This is a genomic window from Streptomyces albus subsp. albus, assembly GCF_000719865.1.
Lineage (GTDB): Bacteria > Actinomycetota > Actinomycetes > Streptomycetales > Streptomycetaceae > Streptomyces > Streptomyces albus_E.
Map to the genome: position 1 here is coordinate 1 of NZ_JOID01000034.1, position 13,240 is coordinate 13,240.

8 protein-coding genes are annotated in these 13,240 nt (G+C 73.8%); 1 reads left to right on the top strand and 7 read right to left on the bottom strand.

The genetic code is table 11. The annotated features are described in order from the left end of the window. Positions 1 to 326: 326 nt before the first annotated feature. Positions 327 to 1,079 (top strand): class I SAM-dependent methyltransferase, encoded by a 753-nt coding sequence (locus IF83_RS31385; RefSeq protein WP_078843894.1) that lies wholly within the window; start codon positions 327 to 329, stop codon positions 1,077 to 1,079. Between the two features lie 91 nt (positions 1,080 to 1,170). On the opposite strand, the gene IF83_RS31390 is transcribed toward IF83_RS31385, so the two are convergent. From IF83_RS31390 to IF83_RS0126360, 7 genes are all read right to left on the bottom strand, one after another. Next, a complete protein-coding gene (locus IF83_RS31390) occupies positions 1,171 to 2,376 on the bottom strand; it encodes a glycosyltransferase (protein ID WP_051723439.1) in 1,206 nt (401 codons plus the stop codon). Then, entirely contained in the window at positions 2,373 to 4,064 is a 1,692-nt protein-coding gene (locus tag IF83_RS0126335; protein ID WP_030548319.1) for an MATE family efflux transporter, read from the bottom strand. The genes IF83_RS31390 and IF83_RS0126335 overlap by 4 nt, the downstream gene beginning before the upstream one ends. A gap of 1 nt (position 4,065) precedes the next feature. Beyond that, positions 4,066 to 7,665: a type I polyketide synthase gene (locus IF83_RS0126340; RefSeq protein WP_030548321.1), complete on the bottom strand. Its 3,600-nt coding sequence runs from the start codon at positions 7,663 to 7,665 to the stop codon at positions 4,066 to 4,068. Beyond that, positions 7,662 to 8,516 (bottom strand): ACP S-malonyltransferase, encoded by an 855-nt coding sequence (locus IF83_RS0126345; protein ID WP_030548323.1) that lies wholly within the window; start codon positions 8,514 to 8,516, stop codon positions 7,662 to 7,664. Before IF83_RS0126345 ends, IF83_RS0126340 begins: the two co-directional genes overlap by 4 nt. Before the next feature lie 17 nt (positions 8,517 to 8,533). Then, positions 8,534 to 9,574, bottom strand: a complete 1,041-nt coding sequence (locus tag IF83_RS0126350) for a hypothetical protein (protein WP_158711110.1) — start codon at positions 9,572 to 9,574, stop codon at positions 8,534 to 8,536. 20 nt (positions 9,575 to 9,594) lie between these two features. Further along, on the bottom strand, positions 9,595 to 10,743 hold the full coding sequence (locus IF83_RS0126355) for a hypothetical protein (RefSeq protein WP_030548326.1): 1,149 nt from the start codon (positions 10,741 to 10,743) through the stop codon (positions 9,595 to 9,597). 559 nt (positions 10,744 to 11,302) lie between these two features. Next, on the bottom strand, positions 11,303 to 13,195 hold the full coding sequence (locus tag IF83_RS0126360; protein ID WP_030548328.1) for an AMP-dependent synthetase/ligase: 1,893 nt from the start codon (positions 13,193 to 13,195) through the stop codon (positions 11,303 to 11,305). Positions 13,196 to 13,240: the final 45 nt, after the last annotated feature.

A 13,240-nucleotide genomic window follows, 5' to 3' on the forward strand; every position in this document is an offset into this window, starting at 1 on the left:
CCGTCCCCCCGTCCCCCCGTCCCCCCGTCCCTTCGGCGCGGCCGCGCGGCAGACACTCCGTCACCACCGGAAGCGGGATACGGAAACGTTCATCCGGCAGATCAGATCGGCGAACCGGATCGGCGAATCGGATCGGCGCCGCATTCGCCTGCCCTTGTGTGCGCGGACCGCCGGATGAAAGGACCGCGAACAATACCCGCACGGACCTCACGGAATCGACCGGCCGCGCGCCGCGCATATTCCATCCGTCAGGATCCGCCGGTCCGGCCGCAAACCATTTCTTCGAACTCCCCGGCAATGCCCCGCGGTTGGCTAGCCTGGCTGCCATGACCCTTTCCTTACTGGAATACACCCGATTCGGTTTTCCGCTCTACATGGCCATGCGCTGGGGTCTCGCGCACCGGGAGCGGCCGGCGGTGTATCCGGTCAATACCGTGCTGCGCGACCGGGCCGAGATCGACGCCGCGGTCGCGGAGGCCGAGCGGCTCGGGCTGCCGCCGGTGTGGGACGCGCCAAAGTCGTGGGACTCGCTGGGCGCGCTGCACGAGGTGCTGAGCCGCACCGGTCCGCGGGCGCGGGTGCTGGACGCGGGCGCCGAGTACTACTCGCAGATTCTGCGCTGGCTCTATCTCTACGGCTATCGCGACCTCACCGGTATCAATCTGGTCTTCGAACGCCCGGTCCGCTGCGGCCCGATCCGGCTGGAAACCGGCGATCTGACCGCCACCCGGTTCGCCGACGGGTCCTTCGACGCGGTCACCTGCCTGAGCGTGATCGAGCACGGCGTCGACCCGGCCGCGTATTTCCGGGAGATGGCGCGGATCCTGCGACCGGGCGGAGTGCTCGTCACCTCCACGGATTATTTCGCGGAACCCACCGACACCCGTGGCCGGCAGGCCTACGGCGGGCCGGTCCGGGTTTTCGACCGGCGGGAAATGGAGGCGATGTTCGCGCTGGCGGCGGAATTCGGGCTGGAACTCACCGGACCGGTGGATCTCACGTCGGAAGAGCGCTGCGTGCACTGGGCGGAACAGGATCTGCGGTATTCGTTCCTGATCTGGACGATGGTCCGGATCTGATCCGGGCCTGATCCGGGCCTGATCCGGGTCGGGTTTCCCCCGTCCGGATCGGGCCGGCCCCCGCGGACCCGGCCTGATCCGGAGGCGGGGTCTACGCCCCGGCCGCCCGACGCACCTGGGCGGCCGCGTGCTCGGGCAGGTACCGGCCGAGGTGCAGGCGGCTCGCGGCGGCGGCCATCGCGGTCCTGCGGGCCCGGTCGGTGAGCAGGTCGGCGCAGTGCCGGGCCAGTCCGTCGGCGGTGTCGGCGACGGCCAGGTGCTCCCCGGTGACAACGTCGAGGCCCTCGGCTCCGATCGTCGTGCTGACCACCGGGACGCCGTGCGCGAACGCTTCCAGGATCTTGATACGGGTCCCGCTGCCGACCCGCAGCGGGACCACGACCAGGTCGGCGGCCCGCAGACAGGGCGTCATGCTCGGTACGGCGCCCGCGACCTCGACATGCGGGCCGGCCAGGGCGGCCACGTCCGGGGTGGACGCGCCCGCCAGCACGACCTTCGCCTCCGGCACCCGCTCGTGGATCAGCGGCAGGATCTCAACCGTCAGCCAGCGGGCGGCATCCGCGTTGGGCGGCCAGTCGAAGGCGCCCTGGAACAGGATGGTCGCGCCGCCGGCACCGGCATCGCCACCGTCTCCGTCACCTCCGCCGGGGCGCGGCGGCATCGGCGGTGGAGCGGGGTAGGTGTTCGGCACCACCACCGTCCGTCTCGCGCCGAGCCGGGCCGCGTCTCCGGTGGCGGCGAGCACGGCCACGTCGGCCTCCCGCGCCACGCGCCGGTGGACCCGGCCCCACCAGCTGATCGAACGGCGCGCCTGCACACGCTGCCACGGGGTCAGCGGTACGCCCCAGACGCCCCGGCCGAGCCGCGTCCAGCGGCGGATCAGTACGTCCTCGAAATCGTCCACGTCGACGACGGTGCGGCCGGTGAAGCGGCCGCGCAGTGGCAGCCAGGCGCGTTCCCGGTTGAACCACACCAGGTCGTAGCGGGTGCCGGTCGACCAGCGGGGCAGGGCGGGGGCCAGCGTGCGCCGCTGGTGGCGGGCGTAGGCGGCCGAGGGTCCGCGCGCGGTGATCTCCAGGAAGGCGCGCGGGCCCGTGTACGCCGGCACGGTGGCGATCCCGGTCCGGGCGAAGCGGGTGGTCTCCTCCGCGGGCAGCACGGCGTCCGGCGGGGCGAGGAAGAGGGCGTCGACCGGCCCCAGTCCGGTGAGTGTTCCGGTGACCACGTCCATCCGCCGCACCGCGCCCCCGGCGGGGCGGCGGGGCAGGATGTCGCTGACGAAGAGCGACCGGATCACCGCTCGGCCCTCCTGCCCGGCTCGGGCACCGGCTCCGGTTCCGGCGCCGGTTCCGGCGCCGGTTCCGGCATCGGCTTGGGCACCACCAGCGGCCCGGGCTCCGTCACCGGCTTCGGCACCGTTACCGGTACCGGCTTCGGCACCGCCGCCGGTTCCGGCACGGGCTGCGGCACCGACACCGGCTTCGTCTCCGTCACCGGCACCGGCTTTGCCACCGTCACCGGTTCCGGCACGGGCTTCGGGACCGTCCCCGGCGCCCTCCCCGGCCCGGACTCGGTCACCGGCACCGGCGCCGGCGTCCCCGGCTCCGTCGTCCGTCCGCCGTCGCCGCCCCGGTCACCCCGGCCGCCCCGGCCGCTCCACCCGCCCCGTGGTCCGGTCGCCGTGGACCGGGCCGCCAGCAGTGTGTAGCCCAGGCCCACGGCCCAGCCGATCGCCGTCGCCCACATGACGCCGTCGACCCCCCAGGCGTGGCCGAGCGCGTACGACAGCGGCAGCCGGACGACGCCGAGCGACAGCACCGTGCAGATCAGCGGCACGACGGTGCGGGCGATGCCGTTGAACCAGCCGTGCAGCACCACCGTCAGCGTGTAGCACAGGAAGAACGGCGCCGTGATGAGGATGTACCGCTCGGTCACCATCCGGGTCTCCTCGCTGCCGGAGAACAGCGCGGCGACCGGCCCGCGTCCGGCGAGCAGCAGCAGGGACACCAGCACGGTGAGCGCGGTGCCCAGCCAGACGGTCCTGCGGACCCCTTCGCGGACCCGCGCGGTGTGGCCGGCGCCGGTGTTCTGCGCGGTGAACACCATCAGCGCGCCGGACAGATTGAGGAACAGCACACTGGTCAGCAGTTCCAGCCGGGAGACGACGGTCAGCGCGGCGAGGGCCTCCTCCCCGAACGGCGTGATGATCCACACCAGCGCCAGGACGCCGACGCCGATCAGCAGGTACTGCACGGCCATCGGCGTGCCGATCCGCAGGCCGCGCCGCACTTCGGCGCCCACCGTGGCGGCCGTGACCGCCGTGTCCCCGGGCGGGCGGCGGCGCTGCTCGCGCACCAGGCGGGCCAGGCCGGCCGCCGCGGCGAGGGCGTTGGCGGCCACCACGGCCAGCGCCGCGCCCGCGATCCCGAGCCCCCAGGCGCCCACGAACAGCCAGGCGAAGAGAGCGTTCAGCACGCTGGCGGTGATCAGCAGACCGGTGGCCCGGCGGGCGTCGCCGCGGCCGGTCAGGACGGCGCAGACCGCGCCGAGCGCGTAGACGGCGGCCAGGCCCGAGCACAGCGTCACCACGAAGGTGCGGGCCTCGGCGGCGACCTGGCCGGTCACCCCCGCCAGCGCCAGCAGCGGCCCCGTGACCGGCACGGCGACCGCGGCGCAGAGCGCCGACCACACTCCGGTGCACAGCGCGAGCGCCAGCAGCGCACTCGGGTCGTCGCGCCGCCCGGCGCCGGCGAGGTGCCCGAGCCGTACCGCGAACGCGCCGGAGACACCGGTGAAGAGGGAGGTGAGGATCGCGTACAGCGGCTGGCCCGCGCCCATCGCGGCCAGTCCGGTGACACCCAGGTACTGGCCGACGACCGCGCTGTCCACCAGCAGATAGCCCTGCTGGAGCAGGTTGGCCAGGGCCAGCGGGGCCGCGATCCCGGCGACGCCGGCCAGGACCGGGCCCCGCGTGAGGTCCGGCACGTCAGTCTCCGGGCGTGGTCAGGAGGTCGTCGAGCCACGCGTCGTCCCCGCCGCCTTCATCGTCCGGTGCGTCCGTGGCGTACTTGGTCTCGATGAGCCGGGCGACGGCGGTCACGGTGCGCTCGCTCATCAGATCGACGGTGTCGAACGGGCGGCCCAGGCAGGCGGAGATGCTGTTGCCGACGGTCAGCGCCATGATGGAGTCGGCGCCCAGGTCCCGGAAGTCGGCGTCCACGTCGATCGCGGGGTGGCCGAGGGCGTGCGCCAGGCAGCGGCCCACCATCCGTTCCGTGTCGGTGTACTCGCCGTCCGGACGCCCGGTGAGCCGGACCTCGGTGGCTTCCACGGTCTCGCGTATGCGCGCGTTGTTCCGCTCGATCCGCTCCGTGAGCGCCGCCATGGCCGTCTCGATCTTGCTCTGGATGTCCGCGGAGAGAGCCAGGTCGTAGGAGGGGAGCACGCTCATCAGCTCGCTGCCGTAGTTGATCTCCCCGGCCAGGAAGTTCGCACGGTCCCCGCGCAGCGCCACGTCGATCAGGTCGAGGCCGGTGCGGGTGGGCAGCGAACGAAACGTCAGATCGTCGTTGACGCCGGAGCCGACCGCCATGCCGGTCTCCCGCCAGGCCACCCAGTTGACGCTGACCACTCGGTGCTCCGGCGTGTCCAGCGTCCGGGCCAGGTGGTCCAGGTAGAGGTTCGCGGCGGCGTAGTCGGCCTGGCCCAGGGCCGGGAAGACCGCGGCCACCGAGGACATGTGCAGGACGAAGTCGGGCCGGTCGTCCCGGGTCAGCCGGTGCAGCAGGAACGCGCCGCGCACCTTCGGCCGCAGCACGGACGCGAACCCGTCGGCCTCCCGGTACGCGATGAGGTTGTCGCCGGGCACACCGGCGCCGTGCACGATGCCGTCCAGCCGGCCGTGCGCGGCGCGGATCATGGCCAGCACGCCCGCGAGCGCGGTCTCGTCGGCGACGTCGGCGGCCACCGGGTGCACGGTGGCACCGAGCGCGGCGATCTCGCGGACCGCCGCGACCCGCGCGGCGGCGGGATGGCGGGGGTCCGCGGCGACCGCTTCCCACTCGGTCCGCGGCGGCAGGCCGGTGCGGCCGAGCAGATACAGGTGAACGCCGGGGGCGCCGGCCGCGAAGTGCCGGGCCGTCTCCAGGCCGATGCCGCCGAGACCGCCGGTGATGAGGTAGGCGCCGCCGGGCCGCAGGTACGCGTCGCGGACCGGCGGGATCTCCGGCAGTTCGGCGAAGGACTCGCGGTACTTGTCCTTGCCGCGCAGCGCGAACACCCCGGCCTGCGGGGCGAGGATCTCCTCGCGCAGCAGCGCGGGCGGCACCGCGTCGTCGGCGTCCAGGAAGCGGACGGTCGCGTACGGGTACTCCCGGCCGATCGCCTTGGCCAGCCCGGCGAGCGCCGCGTGTTCCGTGACGACGCCGGGCTCGCCGGGAACGACCGCCAGCGCCCGCCGGGTCAGCACCACGAGTTCGATCGCCGCGCCCGCGTGCATCAGCGCCTTCGCCAGCCGGAAGAGGCCGGTCAGATGCTCCTCGACGCGGCGGTCCAGCTCCGCGAGTCCGGCTGCCGGTTCGTCGTCGCAGGCCGCCGCGTACACGAGATGGGTGTATCCCTCGTCGACGAGTTCCTCGGCGAGCCGGTCCGGTTCGGCGTCCGCGGCGCCCGGCGTCCGCAGCACCGCGTCCGCCGGCAGGGCGGTGGCCACGGCGTCGGCCACCGCCGGGTTGACCAGCGCCAGCACCCGGGCCGCAGGATCACCGGACTGCGCGAGCGGCGCCGGCGCGAACTCCACCGCGTGGGTCACCGGGTGGGTGATCCGCGGCCCGGCGAGCGCGAAGCTGTCGCGCCATGTCTCCGGGAAGTCGACCCAGGCGCGGGTCTCGTCGAACTCGTACGGCGGCAGGTGCACGGTGCGGGGGCTCTGCCCCTCGTACAGGGCGCGCGGGTCGAGGTCGGAGCCGTCGGTCCAGTCGCGGGCGGCCGCGGTGCGGGCGGCGTCCGGCACCGTACCGGCCTCGGTGGCCGCCAGCGCCGCCCGCAGCTCGCCCAGGTCGGTGACCGTGTAGGCGAGCCGGTGCTTGTGCCCGGCGCGGGAGATGTTCGACGTCCAGCACACGTCCCGGATGTGGCCGTCGACGCGGCCGGCGTCGATGGCCTCGCGGTAGCGGGTGACCAGCCGGGCGAGGGACACCGGGCTCTGCGCACTGAGTGTGAACAGGTACGGCGGCCGGCCCCCGCCGGACTCCGCCGGGGCCGGGGCCGCCGGGGTGAACTCCTCCAGCACGACATGCGCGTTGGTGCCGCCGAGGCCGAAGGCGCTGACGCCGGCGCGGCGGGGGTGCTCCTCCTCCGCCGGCCACGCGCGGGCCTCCCGCGGCACGTACACCGGGCCGTTGTCCAGGTCGATCGCGCTGTTCGGCCGCTCGTGGTTGGCCAGGGGCGGGATCACGCCGTGCCGCAGCACGAGCGCGGTCTTGATCACGCCCATGACGCCCGAGCCCTCGAAGAGATGGCCGATGTTCGCCTTCACCGTGCCCACCGCGCAGAACCGCCGGTCGTCGGTCCGGGCGGCGAACGCCCGCCGCAGTCCCTCGAATTCGATCGGGTCGCCGACGCGGGTGGCGGTGCCGTGCACCTCCAGGTAGCCGATCGTGCGGGGATCCACCCCCGCCTCCCGCCACGCCGCCTCCAGCAGGTCGGCCTGGGCCCCGGCATCCGGCGCGGTCATCATCTCGGACCGGCCGTCGTGGTTGACCGCACTGCCCTTGACGACCGCGTACACCTGGTCGCCGTCCGCCAGCGCCCGGTCCAGCCGTTTGAGGACGACCGCCCCCGAGCCCTCGCCGAAGCCGGTGCCGTCCGCGTCCTCGTCGAACGTCCGGGTCACGCCGTCGGACGACTCGATGCCGATCCGGGTGTGCGGGTGCCGTGCCGGCGCCGGCACGACCCGGGTGCCGGCCACCACGGCCATGTCGCAGTCGCCGAGCAGCAGCGCGGCCCTGGCCTGGTGCAGCGCCAGCAGCGACGCCGAGCAGGCGCTGTCGATCACCATGCTGGGTCCGCGCAGGTCGAACAGGTACGAGAACCGGTTGGCCAGCATCGTCACGATGTTGCCGGTCAGGCCGAGCTGGCCCAGCGCGGGATCGATACGGCAGAAGTAGTCCAGGTACGACCAGCCGGGGTTGCCCGCGTAGCCGACGTACACGCCGGTGCGGCTGCCGGCCAGCCGGTCGCCGGTGTAGCCGGCGTCCTCCACCGCGCGGTACAGCGTCCGCAGGACCAGCCGCTGGTGCGGGTCGGTGACGGCGGCCTGCTTCGGGCTCATACCGAAGAAGGCGTGGTCGAACAGGTCGATCCGGTCCAGGAAGCTGCCGTCGTGGAACGCGATCCGGTCCTCGGCGTCCGGCGTCAGCGACGATTCCCAGTGGTAGCGCAGATACTCCTCGACCTCGCGGCGCCGCCGCGCGGGGAACGGCCGGGTGAGGCTGCGGCCGGTGCGGACGATGTCCCAGAAGGCGTGCTGGTCGGACGCGTCCGGTACCTCGACGGAGAGTCCGACGACAGCGATGTCCGTGGTCATACCCGTTCCTCCGTCGGCCGAGCCGGGATCCGTGCGATGAAGTCGGTGAGCGTGGTGCCGCCCACCTCGTCGAACTGGCGGACGCCGGCCGCGCGCAGGGCGCGTACCGTGCGCACCCACTCCACCGGGCGGGAGATCTGCCGGCTGAGCAGCTGGACCGCCTGGTCCGGGTCGAACACGGTGCCGGAGACGCTGGACATCACCGGTGTGTGCCCGGGGCGGAACGCGTGGGCGCTCAGGACGGTGGCGAACGCCCGTCCGGCCGAGGCCATGAGGGGCGTGTGGAACGGGCCGCTGACGCGCACCGGGACGACCCGGGCGCCCGCGCCGCGCAGCGCCTTGACCGCGAGGGCCAGCTGCCGCCGGTCTCCGGCCACCGTCACCTGCTGCTCGCTGTTGCGGTTGGCGACGTGCACCCTGTTGAGCCCGGCGCCGCGCAGCGTCGCCTCGGCCCGTGCCGCGCCCGGCCCGATCACCGCGGCCATCGCGCCGCCCGTGATGCCGGCCATCAGCTCGGCGCGGCGCCGGACCAGCGCCAGGCCGTCCATGAGGCCGATGACGCCGGCGGCCACGAGCGCGTTGAACTCGCCCAGGCTGTGCCCGGCGAAGTAGTCGTACCGGCGGCCCTCGCGTTCCAGGTCCATCCAGGACAGCGCGTTGACGAGGAAGACGGCCGGCTGTGCGTAGCGGGTGTCGGCGAGCCGGTCGCCGGGGTCGTCGCGGCACAGCCGGGCCACCGGGTAGCCGAGCAGTTCGGTCGCGGCCGCGGTCTCCCGCGGGTACCGCTCGAACAGCCCCTGTCCCATGCCCTTGTGCTGTACGCCCTGACCGGGGAAAACCAGACAGTGCATGCGTGGACGCTCCTCACTCAAGCGGTTGGTGCGGGAACGCTGCGGTAGCGCAGGCCGTCGTGGCTGCCGCGCAGGCTTTCCCTGGTGAACACCCGGGCTGCCAACCCCGGGCCGAAATCGATCACTTGCTCGGGCCGGGCGTCCTCGATCGCGGCGCGGACCGTGCCGGGCCAGTCCAGTGGACGGCTCACCGCGTGGGCGAGGATGTCCGGCAGCAGGTCGCCGCGGTGCTGGAGGTTGACCGGCTCCTCGGCGACGTACACCGGTACGGCCAGCCGCTCGCCGAGGAGCGGGAACGTCATGAGGTGCCGGTCCGCCAGGGTCGCCCGTACCGCCGGCTCCATCAGCGGGGTGTGGAACGGCACGGTGCTGCGCAGGTACGTCCACTGCGCACCCGGTGCGGCGAGCCGCCGCGCGTGCCGTTCCCGGAGCGCGGCCAGGTCGGCCGGGTTCCCGGCCAGTACGTGGGAGCGGCCGGAGTTCGCGAGGGCGAGGTGCACCGGGGAGTCCGCCACCAGCTCGCGCAGCTCCTCCGTCGGCACCCCCAGGACGGCCGCCATGGGCGTGGCGTCACCCGTCGGCGGCGGTGCCGCCTGCTGGCAGCGGACCAGTGTCAGCACGGTCATCGCGATGAGGCCGTGACAGAGTTCCGTGTACTGCCGGCGGCCGGCGATCCTCAGGCCCGCGGCCACGGCACCGATCAGGCCCAGGCTGTGGCCGATGGCGGCCACCGGCGCGGGCCGGCCGCCGTCCGCGCCGCCGATGGCGGGCTGCAGCAGGCAGAGCTGGTAGATGTGGGCGCACAGACCGTCCACGATGGAGTGCTCCAGGGCGCCGGCGTCCGGTGTGCCGCCGCGCAGCCAGGCGGTCAGCGGGATGCCGCCCGGCAGCTCCCGGCGGTAGGCGTCCGCGCCGGCGTGGTCGAGCGCGCGTTCCACCGCCTCGGCCGCGGCGGTGAAGTACCGCGCGTTCTCCGGCCGCGCGTACAGCGCTCGCAGGGCGGCGAGCGGTGGGCCCTGGAGGCCCGCCATGCCGCTGAACAGGTATAACTGGCGCACGTGTGTCCTCTGTTGTCCGGCTACCGGCCGCGGACCGCGGTCGGCAGGATGTGCGGGAGGGCGGCCGCCTCGTCGGCGAGCAGCCGCGCCGCCCGCTGTTCGAGCAGCCGCAGCTGGGCGAGGCCGTGGCGGAGCCGGTCCGCCGGCGGCGCGGGCTGACCGGCCTGGAAGGCGCTGACCCGGTCCGACAGCGCGGCGGCCAGCCGTGCGATGCGGGTGTAGGCGGCGCGGACCGGCTCGCTGTGTTCGGTGAGCTCCAGGAAGCGGCGGAAGAGGGCCCGTGAACCGGCCAGCAGCGCCAGGCTGTTGACACCGGGTGCCCGGTAGAGGGCGACGTTCGACGCCCGTTCCAGGACGAGGTTGCCGGCCACGATGTCGTACAGCTCGAAGCCGTCGCGGAACCCGTTCAGGAACGCCCGGTAGGCGGCCTCGAACCCCTCGCGGTCCGGCTCGGAGACCTGCTCGACCGTGACGCAGCCGGTGAACCAGCGGCCGGGTTCCCGCGCGTAGCCCTCGCGCAGCACGTCCCAGCCCACGGTCACCGTGAAGTACTCGTGGTCGTCGGCGATGTTGTCCACCAGCAGGACGTCGGTGCCGCTCACGCCGCAGACGAGGAACGAGTGCGGCAGCCCGTACTCCTCGGGGACCGTGCCGACCCGGCGCATGAACTCCACCCAGTAGGGGAAGTGGTGCCGGGGCGCGTAGAAGAACACGGGCTGTCCGGCGGCGAGGAACTCGGCGGCTCCGGCCTCGAAGAGGGGCAGGGCCACGGTCCCGGCCGAGAACACCTCGAACCCGAGCAGGCGCAGGTCGTCGTCGGTCACATACGGGGTGTCGAACGCCCAGCGGTCCCCGCCGCGCAGATAGCAGTGGCGGTGGATGGCCGCGGTGGAGCCCAGCGCCCCGTACATGAGCAGGTCGGACCAGGGGGTGCGGCTGCCGGCGTACGCCAGGAGCTGGCCCTTGCGGCAGTGCAGGTGGTTGTTGGGATCCCGGGTGCGGATGCGGTGGACATCCGGCAGCGTGGTCATCCGGTCGGCGGACAGCAGTGCGGACCTCCCTTCGGTGACGCCCCCGCCGTGCTCGCGCGGCCGGCCGGCGGTCCCGCGGGTCCGGTCCGCCGCCGGTGCGACCGGCGGTGCGACCGGCGGTACCGGGGCAGGCGTCATCGTGCGGCCATGTCATGGATCCGCGGTGGTTGTCGTGGCTCAGTGGCTCAGTGGCTCACGCCGTGGAGTCCCGCCATTGGGCTCTCCGCTGAGGCGTCCGGCCGGGACGGGCGGACGGTGGTCCGGCGGCGTCCGGCCGGCGCATGTCCCGACCGCGGCGCGGGGGGCCATGCGTTGGTTTCTGGTTGCGCTTTGAACGATGGCAGCCGTCCCGGGGCCGGTCAACGGAAACCGGCGCGGTGCGGGACACACCGGTTTTCCGGGGCAATCCGGCGGACCGGACGGCCTCGATCACGGCCTTGAGCTGGGAGAACGCGGAAAGGCGCGCCCTGGGGCGCGCCGTCGGGCGGTCACGCCGTCACGGGACGGTGTCCGCACTGGTCAGCCAGCTGATCGGGGCGAGTCCCGCGCCGTCGTGAACGGCGTGCCGCGGTGGGGCCATTGTCTTCCCGAAAGGCACCCCGTGCCAGGGCCGGCGGACAGGCGGGAGGGACCCCCGGGCCCCGGGTGCCGGCTCCCGAGCGGGCCGGCACCCGGGGCCCTCCCGCCCGGGGGCGGCTCAGGAACGCCGGTACAGTTCCTCGACCTCGGCCGTGAAGTCCCGCAGGATGACCCGGCGCTTCAGCTTCATCGACGGCGTCAGATGGCCGGTGTCCTCGGTGAAGTCCACCGGCAGCACCCGGAAGCGGCGGATCGACTCGGCCCGGGAGACCGAGGCGTTCGCGTCGTCCACGGCACGCTGGATGTCGGCGAGGAGTTCCTCGTCCCGTACCAGCTCCGCGACCGGGACGTCCTCCTTCTTCCGCATCCGCCGCCAGTGCAGCAGCCCGTCCGGCTCCAGGGTGATCATGGCCGTGATGTACGGGCGGTCGTCGCCGACCACCAGGCACTGGCCGACCAGCGGATGGGCCCGCAGCCGGTCCTCCAGGGGTGCCGGGGCGACGTTCTTCCCGCCCGCGGTGACGATGATCTCCTTCTTGCGGCCGGTGATGCTGAGATAGCCGTCCTCGTCCAGGGCTCCGAGGTCGCCCGTGGCGAACCAGCCCCCGGCGTCGGTCTCGGCGCCCCGGACGGCCTCGCCGCGCGCCGCGTCCCAGTAGCCGCTGAACACCTGGCCGCCGCGGAGCAGCACCTCGCCGTCCTCGGCGATCCGGACCGCCGCGCCGGGCAGCGGTCGGCCGACCGTGCCGAGCCGCGGCTTCAGCGGCGGGGTGACGGTGGCGGCGGCGGTGGTCTCGGTGAGTCCGTAGCCCTCGAAGATCTCGATGCCCGCGCCGGCGTAGAAGGCGGCGAGCCGCCGGCCCAGTGGGGAGCCGCCGCAGATGGCGTAGCGGACCTTGCCGCCGAGCGCGGCCCGGATGCGCCGGTAGACCAGCGGGTCGTACAGCGCGCGGGCGGCCCGCAGGCCGGGGCCCGGGCCGGGGCCGGTGCCGTGCTGCTCGGCCTCCCGCGCCTCCCCGTAGCGCTGGGCGATTTTCGCGGCGCGGTCGAAGGAGGCGGCCCGGCCCATCTTCTCCGCGGTGGCGCGGCCGGTGTTGTAGACCTTCTCCAGGACGTACGGGATGGCGAGGAGGAAGGTCGGCTTGAAGCCGGCCAGCGCGGTCAGCAGTTCCTCGGTCTGGATGCTGGGCTGGTGCCCGAGGCGGACCCGGGCGCGGAGGCAGCCGATGGCCACCATCCGGCCGAAGACGTGCGACAGCGGCAGGAAGAGCAGGGTGGAAGCGGGCTCCTTGCTCACCGACTTGAAGACGGGGTGCAGCAGTTCGACGGCGTTGTCCACCTCGGCGAAGAAGTTGCCGTGGGTCAGCACGCAGCCCTTGGGGCGCCCAGTGGTGCCGGAGGTGTAGATGAGGGTGGCGATGGTGTCCGGGCCGAGGCCGGCCCGGCGGGCGGCCACCTCGGAGTCGGGGATGTCCTTGCCGGCCGTCACCAGGAGGGGGACGGCGTCGGTGTCGAACTGCCAGAGGTGCTTGAGCCCGGGCAGGTCGGGGCGTATGCCGCTGATCAGCCGGGTCTGGCCGACGTCCTCGACGGCGCAGGCGACGGCGCCGGAGTCCTGGATGATCCAGCGGGCCTGCTCGGCGGAGGAGGTCGGATAGATGGGCACGGTGACGAGGCCGGCCGCCCAGGCGGCGAAGTCCAGCAGCGTCCACTCGTAGCTCGTGCGGGCCATGATGGCCAGCCGTTCGCCGGGCGCGAGGCCGTGGGCGATCAGGCCCTTGGCGACGGCCAGCACCTCCTGGGCGAAGGTCGCGGCGCTGACGTCGCGCCAGCTCCCGTCCCCTTGGACCCGGCTGAGGACGATCTCGCCGGGGGCCTCGACGGCGTTGCGGAACGGGATGTCGGCGAGCGAGCCCTCTTCGACGGGCGCGACGAGCGGGGGAACGGCGACCTCGCGGACGGTGCCGTCGGCGTCCGCGGTCAGCGACGGCTCCGGCGTCTCGGGCGGCATGGCGCCGTGGCGGGGACGAAGGCGGGGGGTACGGGACACGGGCGG